We start from the raw sequence: 17623 nt of genomic DNA on the forward strand, positions 1-17623 counted from the left end.
CACCGCCACACCTGGCTTTGCACCGCCTTCACGATAACTCCCGCCCCGAGGCCGATGAAGAGGCCACCGCTGCTGCGGAGAGATCGCCAAGGGATGCAGGATGAACCGGACCGGATCTCCCCGGCAGAAGGGCGCAGCTCGTGTCCTCGGGTTATCCGGCCCGCAGGCGGCTGTGGCCGCAAGTGCCCGACGCCATAGCTCTTGGTTATGGCTACAGGTCTTGGACGTGTGCGAGTGTGCGGTCGCATCATCGGGGCCATGATCGCCCGACCGATACCCTCTTTTCCGGCACTCAGGTGGTGGGCGGTGCTGCTGGTTTGCGTACCTCTTCTGATGGTCGCCGCCTGCGGTGCCGGCGCGGCCATCGAGCCATCCCCCACCGTCGCCACGTCCGCCTCTGGGCAGGTGGTGCCGGAGGCGCAGGCGTACGTGGACGCCGTTAACGCCAAGGACCTGGCCGCCCTCGTCGCGTCCTTCGCGCCGGACGGCGAGATCGTGGACGTCTCCCGCAGCATCAAGGGCCACGACGCCATCCGCGCATGGGCCGACCGCGAGGTGATCGGCGGGTCGCTGCGGGTCATCGAGGTCGCCGAGCAGCGGGCCGACGGTCAGAAGCTGCTCGTGTACTGGGCTCCGGCGGGCTCGGACGGCTGGCGCGCCCACTACGACTTCACCGTCGGCGGCGGGCGCATCGTCAAGGCCGACCTGCAGTACGCCTGACCCGCGTCACGCGGAGTCCAGCACCTTCTGGGCATTGGCGTACCGGGTGCGCTGGAGGGTCGCCAGGCGTTCGACCTCCTGCTTGTGCCGCGCGATGACCGCCCGCTGGGCGTCGGCGTACGCGGCGAGCCGGGCGCCGCTGTAATTCACCTGAAGGCGGCAGCGCTCGTCGGCGACGGCCGTGCTGAGCTCGTCCTTCGTCGGCGGCTCGGTGTCACGCCTGCTCGCCCAGCGCGGGTCCGCCTCCGCTTCGGCGGGCATGGCGTAGCGGTGGCCGGCCTCGCGCATGCAGGCGCTCCACGCGGCGTTCGCGGCCTTGATGCGTTCGTCCTGGTACGCGATCTCCGCTGCGTCGTCCATGTAGACGTAGAGCTGCTTGTAGATGTGCGGCTTGGCGGGCGCGACGCCGTCGGGGCCCGGGGCGTCGCCGTTGAGCCTGCGCTGCGCCTCCCCGTCGCACCCCTCGGGCGGCACGGGCTTGCCGCGGAATCTCTTCACCGTTCCGGTCTGCACCGCGTCCTGGCTCGGCGGGATCAGGTAGCCGCGGATTCCGTCCACGGCCGCCGCGACCTCCGCGAGCTGACCGCGCGGGCCGCTGTAGCCGTACGTGCCGACCTGCTTCGCGCCGAGCCAGCCGAGGTAGGAGGCGTTCTTGGGATAGGTGACCGGCCGGGTGTCGTGGGGTTTGAACGGCAGGCCGTAGCGCGACAGGCAGCGCTCGATCAGGTGGTAACGCGCGGTTTGGACGACCGAACGCTCGACCGCGTTCAGGTCGTAGGCGTCCAGCGGGAGGACGAGGTCCTTCGCGCTCGTCACCCGGCGCTCTTGAGGAGGCGCCGGCTCGGTCGAGCAAGCTGCGACGACGACCAGGAGGGCGGCTGAGAGCGTTCGCGGCGGTAAGGGAAGCTTCATGATCAAATTCTCCGGGATCGACGATGGCCGCTGCTCGTGGTCGATGTGAAGGGTCTCCAGCCGGGTGCGGGGGCCGTGGTGATGGTGCCCGCCGGGGTCGGGATACTCGGGCTCAGCGTCGGCTTCTTCTTCGTGCTGACCCCGATGATCAGCGCGGCCGCGCGGGCGCTGCCGCCCGAGCAGGCCGGAGCCGGCCTCGGGATCCTGCAGGGAGCCCAGTTCCTCGGCGCGGGCGCGGGTCCCGCCGTTCTCGGCGTGCTGGTGACGGCGCGGCAGCAGGCCGGTGCGGACGCGCTCAACCCGCTGCACGCCGGGGACGCGGCCGCCGCCTACTCCGATGCCTTCCTGGCCATGGCCGCGATCGCCGTCCTCGCGGTGATCGTCGCGCTCAGGATGCGCCCAGGTCGCGGCGGCGCAGGCCGTACAGACCGAGCACAGTGAGCAGAACGGCGAGCAGCACCAGCCTCGGCTCCCGCGTTACGGCCGGACGATGACCTTGCCCTTCGCGTGGCCCCGGGCGACGTGATCGTACGCCGACGCGGCGTCCGCCAGCGGGACGGTGCGGTCGGCGACGATCTCCGCGCCGTTCCGACCGCAAGCGGCTCGTCCACCCCCGACTGGGCGTCATCGAGCTGGACTGTCTGAGCCTCGCTGAGGGAGGACGGCTCCCAGCGCCGCCTGACGTCCCCAGCGAGCGCAGCGCCTCACCGGCCCGAGACGGCCGTCAGCTCCGCTGGGTCGAGCCGCGTTCCACCAGCGTGGGGGCGATGAGCTGCTTGAGCGGGCGGGCGATGGGCGTACCCGAGATCTCCTCGAGCAGCAGGTCCACCGCGATGGTGCCGATCTCCTCTGCGGGCAGCCGCACCGTGGTCAGCGGCGGCGACAGGAAGGCGGAGAACGGGTGGTCGCCGAACCCGATCACCATCATGTCGTCGGGCACCTTCAGCCCGTGCTCTTCCAGCGCCCGGTAGAGGCCGAGTGCGAAGTAGTCGTTGCCGGCCACGACCGCGTCGGGCAGCCGGGTCCTGCGCAGCATGCGGCGGGCCACCTGGTACGCCTGCTGCGGCTGCCAAGGCAGCGCGGCCTGCTCGTGGCGGCGGGTGGGGACCCGCATGATGCTGCCGCGCGGCACCGGCAGCCCGGCCTCGGCCATGGCGCGGCGGAAGCCGGCGATGCGGTGGTCGATCGTGGTGATCGGCAGATCTTCTTCCAGCACCACGATCGAGCGGGCGCCGCGTTCGATCGCGTGGGAGGTGGCGCGGTAGCCGCCGAGCTCGTTGTCGGTGCCGACGAAGCGGTAGCCGAGGTCGGGCAGATCACGGTTGATCAGCACGGTCGGCACGCCCACGGAGCCGAGCCGCCGCCACGCCTCGGTCCCGGACTGCACGGGCACGACGATCGAGCCGCTCACCGACGAGCGCAGCAGCGACTCGGCGGCGCGCATCTCGTGCTCTTCCGACTCCTCGGTGACCGTGAGCAGCAGCGAGTAGCCGTGGGAGCGGGCGCGGGTCTCGATGGTGGAGATGAGCTGCGCGTAGAAGGGGTTGGACGGGTTGGTGATGGCGAGGCCGAAGGTCATCGCCGAGCCCAGGACGAGCGAGCGCGCCATGGAGTTGGGGACGTAGCCGACCCGCTCGGCCTCGGCCCGTACCCGGGCCCTGGTCTCCTCACCTATGCCGTCCTTGCCGGAGAGGGCACGCGAGACGGTGTTGACGGAAAGGTTCAACGTCGCGGCGATGTCCCGCAAGGTATGACGTCGAGCCCCAGCCATTCGCATGCCCCCTCTGGTCGGTTTCCGCGGTCGCTCTCAGCTCTTGACCGTGAGATAGATGCGCAGTTTGGCGGACGGGTCGGTGCCCGTCACCGTGCCGCGCAACCGCAACCATTGTCCGAAATGATCTACCGGCCATGTCACCAAACCGGGTCCGTTGATGACATGTTCCTTGCCGTCGAGGTCGCACCAGGTCAGGCCGTCCGGCGAGATCTGGGTGACCAGCCGCACCTCGGTGTCCTGGCCGGAGGTGGCGAGCGTGTGGATGAAGAACCGCGCCTCGCCGGCCCAGGCCACTTCGTACGGCTCCGTGGCGAAGTCGGAATCGAACGTCGTGTCCCGTTCGAGGACCGCCGTCTGCACCTGCCGCATTACGTCACCACTCCGTGGAAATGAGTACCGAGTCAAGGAAGAGGAAGTTGCGGACCGTCGAGTGGGTCCGTACTGAGAAGTAGAAATTCAGCAGGTTCTCCAGGGAGTCGTAGCGCTCCTTGTACGGCGGCACCGGAACGTCCGACATGTCCATGATGCGATCGTTGACCTGCAACTCGACGTTACGTCGTGCTTCGGTGTCGATGACCCAGCGCAGGTAATGCCAGTTGACCTTCGTCGGCACCTCGTTGTAGCAGAGCTCCTGCGGTTCACCGAACGGATGCCAGTCTTCGGGGTTGGGCGCGGTGAAGTCGGCGCCGTACTCCAGCTTGATCTTTCCTTCGAGGTGCTCGCGCGGCGTCGGCTCCGGCACGATCGGATACATCCACTGGCGCTTGAGCTTGTTGTCCAGCGACGTGTTCATGTAGCGGGCCACCGTGTGATAGCGCAGGCCGCCGTCGCCGCACAGGTCGGTGGCCACGGTGAAGCAGCCGAACTGCGCCTCCGACGGGTGCAGGTTGCCGTCCCAGGTGACGTCGCCGAACTCGTCGCTCGCGCTGCCGTCGATGGTGGCCTCGGCCTTGTACGTGAAGTACGCCTCGATCTGCAGCAGGCCGCGCCCGCTCATGGTGAGCCGCCTGATGGCGGTGGCGGTGTGCCCCGTGTACGGCCGGGTGGCCAGCTTCAGCGCGTACGAGCCGGTCATCGCGCCGTGGCTGCCGATGTCGAAGAACGTGCAGTTGGACAGCTGCGGGGGCCGGAAGTCCCGCATGTGGTCGTCCACGGTGGACAGGTCGCCGTTGCCGTTGTAGTTGCCCAGCAACTCGGTCCAGCCGTGGGTCCCCGAATTGAAGTCGTCGTACGCGAGAATGCGTCGAAGCGGGGAAAACTTCGACAGTCTCGGGTCTGCCGACAAAATGGCAGTACGAAGTTCTGCGGCCAGGTCGGGCCGCTCCGTCGTGGTCATCGCCGAATGCTCCTGAAAAGGTCTTGGCACAAAAGAGTCGCGAATGCCTACGCCCGACCGATCGACCGGAGTGAGTCATGCGGTCGCAGTCGGACGTTAACGTTAATGTTGCGCGGCGGTCAACCCTTGGGTGGCCACCCCACGTGGCCCGAGACCCTCACAGCGTAGCGGTGACGAACTGTTACCACCGCACGTTTGCGCAGGTAGTATGCATCGCCAGAGGCCGTACGCGAGCGCTGGAGCGGCAGAAGACGGGGGACGGACCCTTGACGGTCGGGGCCGGTCATCCTAGCATCAGCCAGCAATCGCATTAACGTTAATGTTCCCGGCAGGAAACACTCCGGCCACACCGCCGGCCGGTGCCCCGCCGCCCCCTCCCCCCGTATTCGTCCCTCTCTCAAGATCGGCCGGCCGCCCGCCGGCCGATCCCCTCAAGCCCCCGAAAATCCCGCCATGCGCCGACGGCGTCATGGCTCTATCTGGAGTTGCCTGTCGATGCTGAAACGGGAAGCCCACCGACAGCGAGCGGGCCGGCCATGACCGCGTACCTCATCCGGCGCTCGCTGTTCGCCGCGTTCGTGCTGTGGGGCGCCGTGACCATCGTGTTCCTGGTGCTGCGGTTGGTTCCCGGCGACCCGGCCCTGCTCATCCTCGGCTCCGACGCCACCCCCGACGAGATCGAGCAGCTGCGCGAGCAGATGGGGCTCAACCAGCCGCTGCTCGTGCAGTACGGGATCTACTTGGCCGACGTGGTGCGGTTCGACTTCGGCGACTCCTACCGCTACCACGCCGACGCGATGGGCCTGGTGCTCGACCGGTTCCCGCTCACCCTGCAGCTCGCCGTCGTCGCGATGGTGATCGGCCTGGTGCTGGGCATCGCGCTCGGCGTGGTCGGCGCGCTGCGGGTCAACCGCCTGGCCGACCGCATCGTCTCGGTGTTCGCGCTGCTCGCGCAGTCGATGCCGTCGTTCTGGATCGGCATCATGTTCATCCTGGTCTTCGCACGGCAGCTGCACATCTTCGCAAGCGGCGGCCACGGCGGGTTCGACCGGCTGATCATGCCGGGCGTCACGCTCGCGCTGCCGCTGATCGCGATCCAGATCCGGCTGACCCGCAGCGGCCTGCTCGACGTCGTGCACGAGAACTACATCCAGACCGCGCGGGCCAAGGGCCTGCCGGAGCGAGTGGTCATCTTCCTGCACGCCATCCGCAACGCGATCATCCCGATCGTGACCGTGGCCGGCCTGGAGTTCGGCAAGCTGCTCGGCGGCGCGGTGATCGTCGAGACGGTGTTCTCCTGGCCCGGCGTCGGGCGGCTGCTCATCGACTCCATCTCGGCCCGCGACTACAACGTCGTGCAGGCCGCGATCCTGCTGATCGCCGGCGGGTTCGTCCTGATCAACCTGATCGTGGACGTCCTGTACGGCTACCTCGACCCGCGCATCCGGCTGGGACGGTGACCATGGACAGGCCAATGGACCAGGTGCTGCCAGGCGAGGCGGTGACCGTGATGGACCCGGCCGAGCCGCCGGCGGCGAACCGAAGCAGAGCAAGACCCGGGTGAAGATCGGGCGGCTGCGCATCATCGTCTCGCTGTCGGTGATCGGCCTCTACGTGCTCGCCGCCATCTTCGGCCCGATCCTGCTGAAGTACGACGCGGTGGCCACCGACCTCGGCTCCCGGCTGAAACCGCCGGGCACCACGCTGGCGAACGGGCAGGTCGCCGTCTTCGGCACCGACCAGGTCGGCCAGGACATCCTCGCCCAGATGATGCAGGGCGCGCGGGTGTCGATCACCGTCGGCGTGGCGACGCTGGTGCTGGCCGGGCTCATCGGCGTGGCCGCCGGCATCGCCGCGGGCTATTTCGGCGGCTGGCTGGACATGGTGCTCATGCGGCTGGCCGACATCCAGCTCACGTTCCCGTCGATCCTGCTCGCCATCTTCATCGCGGCGATACTCGGGCCGAGCGTGGTGAACGTCGTGATCGTGTTGTCCATCTCCAACTGGGTGACGTTCGCCCGGGTGACAAGAAGCCAGGTGCTCGGGCTGAAGAACAGGGACTTCGTCGACGCCACCCGCACGCTCGGCGCGCGCACCTGGCACCTGCTGACGCGCAGCATCCTGCCGTCCATGATCGCGCCGATCCTGGTGGTCGCGACCGTGGAGCTCGGCCACGTGATCCTGGCCGAGGCGTCACTGAGCTTCCTCGGCCTCGGCACCCCGGCCAGCACGCCGAGCTGGGGCATGACCATCGCCAACGGCCGGGACTACCTGTCCAACGCGTGGTGGATCTCCACGATCCCCGGCATCGCCCTCGCCGCCCTGGTGATCAGCTTCGGTGTGCTCGGCGACGCCCTGCGCGACCGGTTCGACCCGCGGCTGAGGAGCATGTGATGGCCGACCCATTGCTGTCGGTGCAGGACCTGACCGTACGCTTCCGCACCCGGGCGGGCACGATCACCGCCGTCGACAAGGTCAGCTTCGACCTCGCCGAGGGCGAGACGCTGGCCATCCTGGGCGAGACCGGCAGCGGCAAGAGCGTCACCGCCCAGGCGTTGATGGGTCTCGTGCCGCGCCCCGCCGGCCAGATCGCCGGAGGCCGCATCCTGTACAAGGGCCGCGACCTGCTGGCGCTGCCGCGCTCGGAGACCCGCAAGCTCAACGGCACCGACCTGGCCATGGTGTTCCAGGACCCGCTGAGCTCGCTCAACCCGGTCTTCCGCGTCGGCGCGCAGATCGGCGAGCTGTTCCGGCGCCGCCAGGGCCTGTCCCGCGCCGAGGCGCGGCGCAAGGCGATCGAGCTGATGGACCGGGTGGGCATCCCGGCCGCCGACCGCAGGGTGGACGACTACCCGCACCAGTTCTCCGGCGGCATGCGGCAGCGCGTGATGATCGCGATGGCGATCGCGCTGAAGCCGCGCGTGCTCATCGCCGACGAGCCCACCACCGCTCTCGACGTCACCGTCCAGGCGCAGGTCATGGCGCTGCTCGCCGAGCTGAAGGCCGAGCACAGGATGGCGATGATCCTCATCAGCCACGACCTCGGCGTGGTGGCCGGCGTCGCCGACCGGGTGCAGCTCATGTACGCCGGGCGGGTGGTGGAGACCGGCGACCTGCGGGAGGTCTACGAGCGCACCGGGCATCCGTACACGCAGGGCCTGATGGCCTCGATCCCCGAGCTGAACGGCCCGCGCGAGCGCCTGACGCCCATCAAGGGGTCGCCGCCCGACCTCACCCGGCTGCCGTCGGGCTGCCCGTTCCGCCCCCGCTGCCGGTACGCCACCGACGTCTGCGCCGCCGAACGTCCCGAGCTGCTGCCGCTGCCCGAGCGTCCCGCCTCTCACCGGGCCGCCTGCCACCACGCGAAGGAGGTCGTCACCGATGTCGTCACCGGCTGAGCCTCTGCTGTCGGTCAAAGACCTGCACACCAGCTTCCCCGTACGCTCCGCGCTGCTGCGCCGCAAGATCGGCGCCGTGCACGCGGTGTCGGGCGTCTCGTTCGACCTGCCCAAGGGCCGCACGCTCGGCCTGGTCGGCGAGTCGGGCTCGGGCAAGACGACGCTGGCGCGCACGATCATCGGGCTCGCGCCCGCCGAGTCGGGCCAGGTGCTCTTCGACGGCCAGGACCTGCTGAAGCTGCCGGGCGACGAGCTGCGGCAGGTGCGCAGGCAGATCCAGATGATCTTCCAGGATCCGTACGCGTCGCTGAACCCCCGGCTCACGGTCGAGCAGATCATCAGCGAGGCGTGGCTGGTCAACCCCGGTGTGCTGCCCCGCGAGAAGTGGGCGTCCGAGGCGCGGGAGCTGCTGGCCAGGGTCGGGCTGAACCCCGACCACGCCGACCGCTACCCGCACCAGTTCTCCGGCGGCCAGCGCCAGCGGGTCGGCATCGCGCGGGCGCTCGCGCTGCGGCCCCGCCTGGTGATCTGCGACGAGGCGGTGTCGGCGCTGGACGTCTCGGTGCAGGCGCAGGTGCTCAACCTGCTCGTCGACCTGCAGGAGGAGATGGGGCTGAGCTACCTGTTCATCGCCCACGACCTGTCGGTGGTGCGGCACATCAGCGACGAGGTCGCGGTGATGTACCTCGGCAAGGTGGTGGAGCAGGGCACCACGGAGCAGATCTTCGAGGCGCCCGAGCACCCGTACACGCAGGCGCTGCTGTCGGCGGTGCCGGTGACCCGGCCGTGGGCGGGGCCACCGCGCGAGCAGATCATCCTCAAGGGCGACATCCCGTCGCCGGTGTCGCCGCCGTCCGGGTGCCGCTTCCGTACGCGGTGCTGGAAGGCGCAGGACCGCTGCGCCACGGAGGAGCCGGCGCTCACCAACCGGCTGGGCGAGCACGTCTCGGCCTGCCACTTCCCCGAGCTGCCCGCGACCCCGGCGGGTGCCCGATGAGCGGCGCGACCAGGCTGATCCTCGTCCGGCACGGCGAGTCGCTGTGGAACGTCGAGGAGCGCTACCAGGGACAGGCCGACTCGGGGCTCACCGCCACCGGGATCGAGCAGGCCGAGACGGCGGCGAAAGTGCTCAAGGCCCGCTTCGGCAGGCCCGACCTGGTCGTCTCCAGCGACCTGCCGCGCGCCTGGGACACCGCGCAGGCGTTCCTGCGCCTCGCCGGCGGCGCGGCCGAGCGGGATCCCCGGCTGCGCGAGGCCGACATCGGCGACTGGGTCGGCCGCACGTTCACGGAGATCGCCGCGGCGTACCCCGACGTGCTCGCCGAGGCCGCGCGGGGCGGCGATCCGCGGCGCGGCGGCGGCGAGACGTTCACCGACATGCGCAGGCGCGTGTGGGCCGCGCTCGTCGACATCGCAGAGCAGGCGGGTCCCGGCAAGAGCGTCATGGTGTTCTGCCACGGCGGGCCGATCCGGGTGGCCGCGGCCGCCGCGCTCGGCCTGCCCGAGCCAGGCCACCTCGCCTTCTCCCCGCCGGTGAACACCTCCGTAACGGTGATCGACTACCGGGGCGAGCGGGGCAACGCGGTGGTCGAGTACAACGCGCCGACCGCGTGGGCGGCGGACGCCACGCGTACCGACTGAATCGGAAGGACCTCTCAGCATGCTGACCGGATCGTTCACCTTCGTTGCGATGACCTACAACCTGTGGGGCGACGCGCACCTGGAGCAGCGAGAACCGGCGATCCGCGACCTGTTCGCCACCCGGCCGCCCGACCTGCTGGCCACGCAGGAGCTGCGCCCCCGCTCGCGCGCCGTGGTGGACGAGATGCTGCCGGGGCACGCGCGCGTGCACGACGACTTTCCCGGGTGGGGCACGCAGAGCAACCTGTGGTGGCGTGAGGAGCTGTTCGAGCTCGTCGAGTACGGCTTCCGCGACGTCGGCATCCTCGCCGAGCACGCCGGGCTGTTCTGGGTGCGGCTGCGGCCGAGGACCGGCAGCGCGCAGCCGCTGGTGTTCTCCACCGCGCACCTGACCTGGCCGGGCCACCCGCAGGAGCGGGCCGACCGCCGCAACCTGCGCGCCGGGCAGGCCGAGCGGGTGGTGGAGGCGCTGAACGAGATCGCCGGTGACGCGGCCTGCCTGTTCACGGTGGACATCAACGACATCGGGCAGCCGCTGTGGGCGCTCGGCAACGGCGGCTTCCTCGACTCGTTCACCGCGCTCGGGCGCACCTCGCCGGTCACCCACCCCGTGTCGCCGCTGCCGTTCACCGCCGAACGCGGAACGCGTCTCTCCCCGCTCATGTCGCCGTCGAAGGCCATCGACTGGATCTTCTCCCGCGGCCCCGTCGTCACCCGGGCCAGCGAGGTCGTCGAGTTCTTCTCGGCGGGGAACGCGCCGTCCGATCACAAGCCCGTGGCGGCGACCTTCACTTTGACACCCCCCGCGACGGCGTGAGCAGCCGCGGCACCAGCAAGAACGAATGAAGGAGAGAGAGGCATGATCTCACGATCCCGGGCCATGGGCTGTCTCGTCGCAGCCGCTCTGGTGCTGGGCCTCACGGCCTGCGGCGGCTCCGGCGGATCCGGTGACTCCGGCGGCGGGGAGAAGGTGCTGCGCTACGCGCCGCAGCTCTTCCCCGTCTCGCTGGACGTGCAGCAGTACCCGGCCGAGGAGGCGGTGCAGACCACCGTCCAGCAGAGCCTTGAGACGCTCACCGTCATGGTGGACGGTCAGCCGCAGCCGAAGCTGGCCACGTCGTGGGAGAGCCCCGACGACAAGACCTGGGTGTTCCACCTGCGCGAGGGCGTGACGTTCACCGACGGGACGCCGTTCACCGCCAAGGACGTCAAGGGGTCGGTGGAGCGGCTGATCGGCCTCAAGGGGTCGCTCGCCCCGCTGCTCACCGGCATCGAGGAGATCCAGGCCACCGACGACCACACGGTGACGTTCCGCACCTCGTCGCCGCTCGGCACGCTGCCGAGCACGCTGTCGCTGGTCTTCATCGGCAAGGGCGACAAGGTCAACGACGACGCGTACTGGCAGAAGCCGATCGGCACCGGGCCGTTCATGTTCGAGTCGTTCAGCCCCGACGACAAGGTGGTGCTGACCCGCAACGACCAGTACTGGGGCGACAAGGCCAAGGTGGACAAGCTGGAGATCCTCAACATGCCCGAGGTCTCCGCCCGCATCACCGCGCTCAACAACGACGAGGTGGACGTGCTGGCCTCGATCCCGCCGGACCAGGTGGCCGAGGTGAAGGACGTGCCGGGCATCGTCTACGGCACCGGCCCCAGCTACAACTACTACTTCCTGTGGTTCAACCAGAACAACAAGCCGTTCGACGACGTCAAGGTGCGCCAGGCCATGCTGCACGCCATCGACGTCAAGAGCATCGTCGGCGACCTGTTCGGCGACCTCGGCACGGTCGGCCAGGCGCCGGTCACGCAGGCGGTCTTCGGGGCGACCCAGCTTGAGCCGTACGCGTACGACCCTGAGCGGGCGAAGAAGCTGCTGGCCGAGGCCGGCTACCCGCAGGGCATCACCACCACGATCCAGTGGCCGCTGGAGGGCGGGCCGAACATCCGGCCCATGGCGCAGGCGTTCATCTCGGCGTGGGAGAAGGTCGGCATCAAGGTGCAGCCGCAGGAGAAGGAGCGGGCGACCTGGCTGAAGGACCTCAACTCCCTCAACTGGGACATGAACCTGCAGACCAACGCCACCGGCACCGGCGACGCCGACTTCACGATCAACCGCCTCTACAACTGCGACGCCAAGCGGATGGGCTACTGCAACAAGGACCTCGACAAGATCCTCGTCAAGGCCCGCGAGTCGCTGGACCAGAACGAGCGTAAGGACCTGTACGCCCAGGCCGCCAAGATCATTTGGGATGACGCGGTCGGCCTCTACCCGGTGGACCTCAAGAACAACTACGCGGTCCGCGACGACGTCAAGGGACTGGAGATGCCGGCCAGCGGACGTCCGGACTTCTCGAAGGTGTCCGTGGGCTGACCCACCGGATCTCTCCCAGACGCCCGTCGGCCGACTCCCGCCCGACTTCCCCCAGACGCCCGTCGGCCGACTCCCGCCCGACTTCTCCCAGACGTCCGTCGATTGACTACCGCCGGACTTCTCCCAGACGTCCGTCGGCTGAGTTCCGGCGGAATCCTCCCAGGTGTCCGTGGGCCGACCCCGCCTGCGCCCGTCCAGCCACCCCCCAGCATTGGAGAGACTCCATGCCTCGTAACCGTTCCCCGCACCCCGCCCTGGTCGCCGGGCTCGCCGCCGCGGTGACCCTGTCCGGGCAGTTGCTGCTCAGCCCGGCGGCGCAGGCCGCGCTGCCCGAGCCGGCCCGCAGCGCCTGCCGCAACGCCGAGACCGTGCCGGTCGAGACCGGCGCCGCCTTCAACGACCCCGTCGCGGGCACCCCCACCGCGGTCGTCGAGCGCCTCTGCTCGCTGATCAAGCAGGCTCCCGCCGGGTCGTCGATCGAGATCGCCGAGTTCGTCATCTCGGGCGACGCCGGGGCCGACTACGTGGCCGTGCTGCTCGACGCCTACCGCCGCGGCGTCGAGGTGCGCATGGTCATCGACGGCTACCAGATCGACAACCCCGCAGCCCAGCAGCTCATCGGCACGCTCGGCACCGACAAGTCGGCCACGTCGTGGGTGCACGTGTGCAGCCACCTGAGCCCGGAGGGGAACACCTCCTCCTGCCAGGGCACCAAGGGCATGCACAACAAGTTCACGCTGTTCTCGGAGACCGGCGGCAAGCGCGACGTCGTCGTCCAGGCGTCCAACAACATCACCGACGTCAACTCCACCAGCTACTGGAACAACCTGGTCGTGCTGCCCGGCAACCGCGAGCTGTTCCAGGGCTACGCGAAGTACTTCGACGACCTCGCCGCCGAGGTGCAGAACCCCGACTACGACACCACGGTCGTCGCCGGCGGGCCCGCGGGCAAGATCACCGCGCAGTTCTACCCGGTGGCCGACCGCGACCCGATCGCGCAGCGGCTCGCCGAGGTCGGCTGCAAGAGCAAGGGACGCACCCGGGTCGAGATCGGCCAGTCCGAGTGGGACGGCACCCGCCTCGCCATCGTCGACGAGCTGGCGAAGCTGAAGGCCGCGGGCTGCCAGGTGCGCGTGGTGCACGGCCTCGCCGACGACTCGGTGAAGGCCGCGCTGGACGCCGCCGGCATCGAGCGGCGGGCGCTGGACGGCTCGACGCCCGCCGGGCGGATCCACTCGAAGTACATGGTGGTCACCGACTCGACCGGGCCCGGTTCGGGCAAGGGGTGGGTGATGACCGGCAGCCACAACTTCAACGCCACCTCGCTGCGGCGTAACGACGAGGCGATGGTCGAGCTCTCCGAGCGGGGCGTGGTCGCGGCGTACGCGGCGAACTTCGCCCGGCTCTGGGAGGTCGGGGTCGCGCCGCAGCCCGCCTCCTGACCCGCGCCCTGGCGCTGGTCCTGGCGCCCGGCCCTGGCCCCGGCTCGTTCCGCAGCAAGCCGCATCCTCACCCCGCGTCCTTGCCCCGGCTCCTCCACCGAGCCGGGGCGAGGACGTTCAGCGGCCATAGGCTTCGAGCAGCCGCAGCCACACCTCGCTGACCGTGGGGTACGACGGGTCCCGCGCCGATGACGATGACGTCGTACGCGTCCACGTCACGCCCCCTTGGCGGCGCGGCCGAGCCGCAGGGCGGAGATGAGGAAGAAGATGCCGCCGAGCACGGCGTAGCCGGCGATGTTGGTCAGCATCGGGTTCGGGGCGGAGGCGCCCATGATGAACGAGCCGCCGGCCAGGACGGAGATGCCGCCGCTGAGGATCATGGCCCACTGGCCGCCCATCTTGCGCCGTACGACGGCCACGACGAGCTGGACGAGCCCGGCGACGATGGCCCAGGCGCCCCACACGACGAGGATGCCGGGGACGCCGTTGCCGCTCGCGACGGCCAGGCCGATGGCGGCCAGGGTGCTGATGGCGATGTTGGCGTACAGGCCGTAAGGAGTGCCCCCGGCCTTGGACGAGCGGGCGTCCACGATGGCCGCCGCGACGTCGAACAGCGGGTAGATGACGACGAGCGCGATGCCGAGCGGCCCGAGCTGCGCGGCGGTGGCGAAGATCAGGCCGGCCCAGATGAGCTGGAACGCGAACCGCACGAAGTAGAGCCTGCGCAGCGCCTGCGCGATCCCGCGGGTGGTGGGGGTGTCGACGGTGGTCACGGTGTTCCTTTCAGATGGTGTTTCAGCGCGGGAGGCGGCCGGGCCGAGGGTCCATGGACGGCCCGGCCGCCGGCTTCATGCGACGGTCGCGTCCACCGTGACCGGGATGTTGCCGCGCGTGGCGTTGGAGTAAGGGCAGATGGCGTGGGCGGCCTCGACGAGCTCGTCGGCCGCCTCCTGTGAGACGCCGGACAGCTCGGCGTGCAGGGCGGCGCTGAGCGTGAATCCGCCCTCCGGGGTGGGGTGCACCTGCACCTCGGCGATGACGGCCGAGTCGGTGACGGGCGTCTTGCGCTGGGCGGCGACGGCCTTGAGCGCCGAGTGGAAGCAGGAGGCCCAGCCGGCCGCGAAGAGCTGCTCGGGGTTGGTGGCGCCGCCGGGGCCGCCCATCTCCTTCGGGATGGCCAGGGAAACGTCGAGCAGGCCGTCGCTGGTCCTCGCCTGCCCTCCCGCCCTGCCGTCGCCGGTGGAGGTGGCGATGCCGGTGTACAGAGTCTCGCTCATGACGTTCCTTCAGAGGTAGACCGAACGTTCTATCTTTTGCATCATGCACCTAAGGGTGCTGCACCGTCAAGACCGAACGTTCTACCTAGGGCTGGGAGCAGGGGCCGGCAGGCCGCCGGATAGCGCGCGAAGACAGGTTCATCCGGCCGCCAAATAGCGCTGGAGCAGCGTGAACCCGGGCATCGTGCCGGTGGGAGTGACCCCGACGTCGAACATCTCCGGGTCGTCGAAGACGGGCTCGCCCTTGGGGCGGCGTACGTACGCGACCCGGCCGTAGTCGATGCCGTCGGCACGGTCGAAGCTCATCCACGTGATGGCCTCATGCTCGCCCTCGCGCAGCGGGCCGCCGCCGAGCGGGCGGACGGCGATCGTGCCGGGCGGCTGGAACAGCCACACCTGCGGCACGGTCAGCACCCAGCGGTCCGCACCGAGCGCGAGCGCCCGCTCGGCCGCCATGACCTCGAACGCCTGCGCCGCACGGACGTCGCGCAGGTAGTCGTAGGCGCTCAGCAGCAGCCTGCCCCTGCCCTCGATGGCGACCATGGCCGGGCACTCCAGGGCCGCGATGTCCGCCTCCAGCCGCTCCACGGCCGCGAACAGCAGACGCGCGGTGGCCTCGTTCATGTCGCCCTCCGGCCGGTTCGTCTCGGGGTTGCCCGGCAGTTGCAGGCTTTCAGACGGCCACCCGGCGGGGTCCGGCACTCCGCGAGCCGTCTACGGTGTGCAATCAGAACGTTGCACTATGTCAACAAGCGTGTCACCAGGAAGGTGTGAAAGGGACAGCCTGCCGCAATGTTTACCGAGGCCGGGCATCACAGACGCTACTCGCGGTAAGGACACCAGCACGAGGCGACGACGCTTTTCCGGGGGGTACCAGTGCCTGACAAGCCGCCTGGACCCGCCTTCGGGAGAAAGACGCTCGAGCGGTGGTGGCGGGCGGGCCCTCCCGGGCCGTTCCGCCCCGGCTTCTGGCGCAGCCCGCTGCGCGGCCCGTGGCTCACAGCGGTCTTCGGCATGGTGCTGCTGGTCGGCCTGGCCGTCGTCGCGATCACCGGGTTGCTGTCGTACGCCGCGTACGAGCCCCGCCTGCCGGGCAACGACACCACGCCGGGCAAGGGGCTGCTGGGCTTCTACCTCTTCGAGTGGCCGGCGGACCCCGCCTGGCTCTACCGGGTCACCCAGGGCGCCCACGTCATTCTGGGGCTGACGCTGGTGCCGGTGCTGCTGGCCAAGCTCTGGTCGGTGATCCCGAAGCTGTTCGACTGGCCGCCTGCGCGGTCGGTCGCGCAGGCCGTGGAGCGGCTCAGCCTGGTGCTGCTGGTGGGCGGGGCGGTCTTCCAGTTCGTCACCGGGATCCTGAACATCCAGCTCTTCTACGTTTTCCCGTTCTCGTTCTATCCGGCGCACTTCTACGGCGCCTGGATCTTCCTGGCGGCGCTCGCCGTGCACGTCGCGCTGAAGCTGCCCAAGGCCGTGCGGGCGCTGCGGTCCAGGGACTTCCTGCGCGAGCTGCGTACCGGACTGGACGGCACGCGGCCTGAGCCGCCCGACCCCGACGGTCTGGTGGCCACACACCCGGCCGCGCCCACGATGTCGCGGCGCGGCCTGCTCGCCTTCGTCGGCGGCGGCTCGGCGCTGATGTTCGGGCTGTCGGTGGGGCAGACGCTGGACGGGCCGCTGCGCCGTACCGCGCTGCTCGCCCCGCGCGGCCGCGACTACGGTCCTGGCCCGAACGACTTCCAGATCAACAAGACGGCGGCCAGCCTCGGCGTGACCGCGGCCGACACCGGTGACGCGTGGCGGCTGACCGTCGCCGGGCCCAGGACGGTGGTGCTGACCAGGGCCGAGCTGCTGGCGATGCCGCCGCACACGTACGCGCTGCCCATCGCCTGCGTGGAGGGCTGGTCCACCGAACAGGAGTGGACGGGCGTACGGCTGGCCGACCTCGCCGCGCTGGCCGGCTACGCGCCGGGCACGGTCGGGGTCACGGCCACGTCTGTGCAGCGGGTGGGCTACTTCGGCGCGGCATCGCTCAACGCCCGGCAGGTGGCCGACCCGCGCTCGCTGCTCGCGCTGCGGGTCAACGGCGCCGACCTGTCGCTCGACCACGGCTTCCCCGCCCGGATCATGGCGCCGAACCTGCCCGGCGTGCACACCACCAAGTGGGTGCACAGGCTCGACTTCTTCCGGGAGCAGCGGTGAGCGGGCCGGGCCTGTGGCGGCGCGCGTACGGCGCGCGCCCCTGGCACCTCCTGGGGCTCGCGGCCTGCTTCACCGTGGCGGGCTATGCCTTGACGCGGGTGGTGGATGCGGGCATCCTGCTGGGCTTCACCGTCTGGTTCGTCGGCGCCATCGTCCTGCACGACCTCGTGATGTGGCCGCTCTACACGGCCGCCGACGGCGTGCTGCGCGGCCGCCGCTGGATCAACCACGTACGGGTGCCCGCCGCGCTGTCGCTGCTGCTTCTGCTGGTGTGGTTCCCGCTCATCCTGGGCGGGGCAGAGGCGAACTACCGCTCGGCCGCCGGGCTGAGCACCGCCCCCTACCTGATGCGGTGGCTGCTCGTCACCCTGGTGCTCTTCGCCGCCTCCGGGCTGCTCTACGTGGTGCGGCGGCGGGCCGCGGGACGGCCGGATCGTTGAGCGGTCGGCTGCTACCGGCCGCCGGGCGAGACCGCGAGACCGTGACCACGGGCGAGAACCGCGGAACTGCCGGATCACCGAGCGGCGCACCCCTACCAGCCGGCCGGCCG

The 17623-nt window shown here is 70.1% G+C and carries 20 protein-coding genes; 12 read left to right on the forward strand and 8 right to left on the reverse strand.

Annotated features, from left to right (window positions below; genetic code table 11):
• Positions 1 to 306: 306 nt before the first annotated feature.
• On the forward strand, positions 307 to 720 hold the full coding sequence (locus tag ACFMQL_RS13065) for a nuclear transport factor 2 family protein (RefSeq protein ID WP_364064257.1): 414 nt from the start codon (positions 307 to 309) through the stop codon (positions 718 to 720).
• 6 nt (positions 721 to 726) lie between these two features.
• Here the strand turns inward: ACFMQL_RS13065 and ACFMQL_RS13070 are convergent, their stop codons facing one another.
• On the reverse strand, positions 727 to 1536 hold the full coding sequence (locus ACFMQL_RS13070; RefSeq protein WP_364064259.1) for a hypothetical protein: 810 nt from the start codon (positions 1534 to 1536) through the stop codon (positions 727 to 729).
• 132 nt (positions 1537 to 1668) lie between these two features.
• Between ACFMQL_RS13070 and ACFMQL_RS13075 the strand changes: the two genes are divergently transcribed.
• The gene (locus tag ACFMQL_RS13075; protein WP_364064261.1) at positions 1669 to 2073 is read left to right on the forward strand and encodes a hypothetical protein; all 405 of its coding nucleotides are present in this window, start codon (positions 1669 to 1671) and stop codon (positions 2071 to 2073) included.
• 36 nt (positions 2074 to 2109) lie between these two features.
• On the opposite strand, the gene ACFMQL_RS13080 is transcribed toward ACFMQL_RS13075, so the two are convergent.
• The 4 genes from ACFMQL_RS13080 to ACFMQL_RS13095 form a co-directional block, all read right to left on the reverse strand.
• Positions 2110 to 2208, reverse strand: coding sequence for a zinc-binding dehydrogenase (locus tag ACFMQL_RS13080; RefSeq protein WP_364064753.1), 99 nt, complete (start codon positions 2206 to 2208; stop codon positions 2110 to 2112).
• Positions 2209 to 2356: 148 nt separating this feature from the next.
• The gene (locus ACFMQL_RS13085) at positions 2357 to 3409 is read right to left on the reverse strand and encodes a LacI family DNA-binding transcriptional regulator (protein WP_364064264.1); all 1053 of its coding nucleotides are present in this window, start codon (positions 3407 to 3409) and stop codon (positions 2357 to 2359) included.
• Positions 3410 to 3439: 30 nt separating this feature from the next.
• The gene (locus tag ACFMQL_RS13090; protein ID WP_364064267.1) at positions 3440 to 3775 is read right to left on the reverse strand and encodes a hypothetical protein; all 336 of its coding nucleotides are present in this window, start codon (positions 3773 to 3775) and stop codon (positions 3440 to 3442) included.
• Between the two features lie 4 nt (positions 3776 to 3779).
• Positions 3780 to 4742, reverse strand: a complete 963-nt coding sequence (locus ACFMQL_RS13095; RefSeq protein ID WP_364064269.1) for a DUF6772 family protein — start codon at positions 4740 to 4742, stop codon at positions 3780 to 3782.
• A gap of 536 nt (positions 4743 to 5278) precedes the next feature.
• Between ACFMQL_RS13095 and nikB the strand changes: the two genes are divergently transcribed.
• The 8 genes from nikB (at position 5279) to ACFMQL_RS13135 (ending at position 13594) form a co-directional block, all read left to right on the forward strand.
• Positions 5279 to 6202, forward strand: coding sequence for a nickel ABC transporter permease (gene nikB, locus ACFMQL_RS13100; RefSeq protein WP_364064272.1), 924 nt, complete (start codon positions 5279 to 5281; stop codon positions 6200 to 6202).
• A 100-nt stretch (positions 6203 to 6302) separates the two neighbouring features.
• Positions 6303 to 7136, forward strand: coding sequence for an ABC transporter permease (locus ACFMQL_RS13105; protein WP_378785800.1), 834 nt, complete (start codon positions 6303 to 6305; stop codon positions 7134 to 7136).
• Positions 7136 to 8140: an ABC transporter ATP-binding protein gene (locus ACFMQL_RS13110; RefSeq protein WP_364064278.1), complete on the forward strand. Its 1005-nt coding sequence runs from the start codon at positions 7136 to 7138 to the stop codon at positions 8138 to 8140. The genes ACFMQL_RS13105 and ACFMQL_RS13110 overlap by 1 nt, the downstream gene beginning before the upstream one ends.
• A complete protein-coding gene (locus ACFMQL_RS13115; protein WP_364064281.1) occupies positions 8124 to 9137 on the forward strand; it encodes a dipeptide ABC transporter ATP-binding protein in 1014 nt (337 codons plus the stop codon). Before ACFMQL_RS13110 ends, ACFMQL_RS13115 begins: the two co-directional genes overlap by 17 nt.
• Entirely contained in the window at positions 9134 to 9781 is a 648-nt protein-coding gene (locus ACFMQL_RS13120) for a histidine phosphatase family protein (protein WP_364064284.1), read from the forward strand. Before ACFMQL_RS13115 ends, ACFMQL_RS13120 begins: the two co-directional genes overlap by 4 nt.
• 19 nt (positions 9782 to 9800) lie before the next feature.
• Positions 9801 to 10598 (forward strand): endonuclease/exonuclease/phosphatase family protein, encoded by a 798-nt coding sequence (locus ACFMQL_RS13125; protein ID WP_378785801.1) that lies wholly within the window; start codon positions 9801 to 9803, stop codon positions 10596 to 10598.
• 42 nt (positions 10599 to 10640) lie between these two features.
• Positions 10641 to 12152, forward strand: a complete 1512-nt coding sequence (locus ACFMQL_RS13130) for an ABC transporter substrate-binding protein (protein WP_378785802.1) — start codon at positions 10641 to 10643, stop codon at positions 12150 to 12152.
• Positions 12153 to 12376: 224 nt separating this feature from the next.
• Positions 12377 to 13594 carry a phosphatidylserine/phosphatidylglycerophosphate/cardiolipin synthase family protein gene (locus ACFMQL_RS13135; protein WP_378785803.1) on the forward strand — a complete coding sequence of 406 codons (1218 nt, stop codon included), beginning with the start codon at positions 12377 to 12379 and terminating at the stop codon, positions 13592 to 13594.
• A gap of 215 nt (positions 13595 to 13809) precedes the next feature.
• Here the strand turns inward: ACFMQL_RS13135 and ACFMQL_RS13140 are convergent, their stop codons facing one another.
• The 3 genes from ACFMQL_RS13140 to ACFMQL_RS13150 form a co-directional block, all read right to left on the reverse strand.
• Positions 13810 to 14367 (reverse strand): hypothetical protein, encoded by a 558-nt coding sequence (locus ACFMQL_RS13140; RefSeq protein WP_364064293.1) that lies wholly within the window; start codon positions 14365 to 14367, stop codon positions 13810 to 13812.
• Between the two features lie 75 nt (positions 14368 to 14442).
• A complete protein-coding gene (locus tag ACFMQL_RS13145; RefSeq protein WP_364064296.1) occupies positions 14443 to 14871 on the reverse strand; it encodes an organic hydroperoxide resistance protein in 429 nt (142 codons plus the stop codon).
• Between the two features lie 138 nt (positions 14872 to 15009).
• On the reverse strand, positions 15010 to 15495 hold the full coding sequence (locus ACFMQL_RS13150; RefSeq protein WP_364064299.1) for a hypothetical protein: 486 nt from the start codon (positions 15493 to 15495) through the stop codon (positions 15010 to 15012).
• Positions 15496 to 15747: 252 nt separating this feature from the next.
• Here ACFMQL_RS13150 and ACFMQL_RS13155 point away from each other — a divergent pair, with 252 nt between their 5' ends.
• Together ACFMQL_RS13155 and ACFMQL_RS13160 are read left to right on the forward strand one after the other, a co-directional pair.
• Complete coding sequence (locus tag ACFMQL_RS13155; RefSeq protein ID WP_378785804.1) at positions 15748 to 17073, forward strand: molybdopterin-dependent oxidoreductase; 1326 nt, start codon at positions 15748 to 15750, stop codon at positions 17071 to 17073.
• Positions 17070 to 17513, forward strand: coding sequence for a hypothetical protein (locus ACFMQL_RS13160; RefSeq protein ID WP_378785805.1), 444 nt, complete (start codon positions 17070 to 17072; stop codon positions 17511 to 17513). Before ACFMQL_RS13155 ends, ACFMQL_RS13160 begins: the two co-directional genes overlap by 4 nt.
• Positions 17514 to 17623: the final 110 nt, after the last annotated feature.

Source organism: Nonomuraea fastidiosa, assembly GCF_042751225.1.
Classification (GTDB): Bacteria; Actinomycetota; Actinomycetes; order Streptosporangiales; family Streptosporangiaceae; genus Nonomuraea; species Nonomuraea fastidiosa.

Coding starts and splice junctions, on each gene's coding strand:
- ACFMQL_RS13085 (WP_364064264.1), bottom strand. CDS start 3,409: ATGCGAATGGCTGGGGCTCGACGTCATACCTTGCGGGACATCGCCGCG.
- ACFMQL_RS13135 (WP_378785803.1), top strand. CDS start 12,377: ATGCCTCGTAACCGTTCCCCGCACCCCGCCCTGGTCGCCGGGCTCGCC.
- ACFMQL_RS13115 (WP_364064281.1), top strand. CDS start 8,124: ATGTCGTCACCGGCTGAGCCTCTGCTGTCGGTCAAAGACCTGCACACC.
- ACFMQL_RS13125 (WP_378785801.1), top strand. CDS start 9,801: ATGCTGACCGGATCGTTCACCTTCGTTGCGATGACCTACAACCTGTGG.
- ACFMQL_RS13130 (WP_378785802.1), top strand. CDS start 10,641: ATGATCTCACGATCCCGGGCCATGGGCTGTCTCGTCGCAGCCGCTCTG.
- ACFMQL_RS13145 (WP_364064296.1), bottom strand. CDS start 14,871: ATGAGCGAGACTCTGTACACCGGCATCGCCACCTCCACCGGCGACGGC.
- nikB (WP_364064272.1), top strand. CDS start 5,279: ATGACCGCGTACCTCATCCGGCGCTCGCTGTTCGCCGCGTTCGTGCTG.
- ACFMQL_RS13120 (WP_364064284.1), top strand. CDS start 9,134: ATGAGCGGCGCGACCAGGCTGATCCTCGTCCGGCACGGCGAGTCGCTG.
- ACFMQL_RS13095 (WP_364064269.1), bottom strand. CDS start 4,742: ATGACCACGACGGAGCGGCCCGACCTGGCCGCAGAACTTCGTACTGCC.
- ACFMQL_RS13110 (WP_364064278.1), top strand. CDS start 7,136: ATGGCCGACCCATTGCTGTCGGTGCAGGACCTGACCGTACGCTTCCGC.
- ACFMQL_RS13090 (WP_364064267.1), bottom strand. CDS start 3,775: ATGCGGCAGGTGCAGACGGCGGTCCTCGAACGGGACACGACGTTCGAT.
- ACFMQL_RS13150 (WP_364064299.1), bottom strand. CDS start 15,495: ATGAACGAGGCCACCGCGCGTCTGCTGTTCGCGGCCGTGGAGCGGCTG.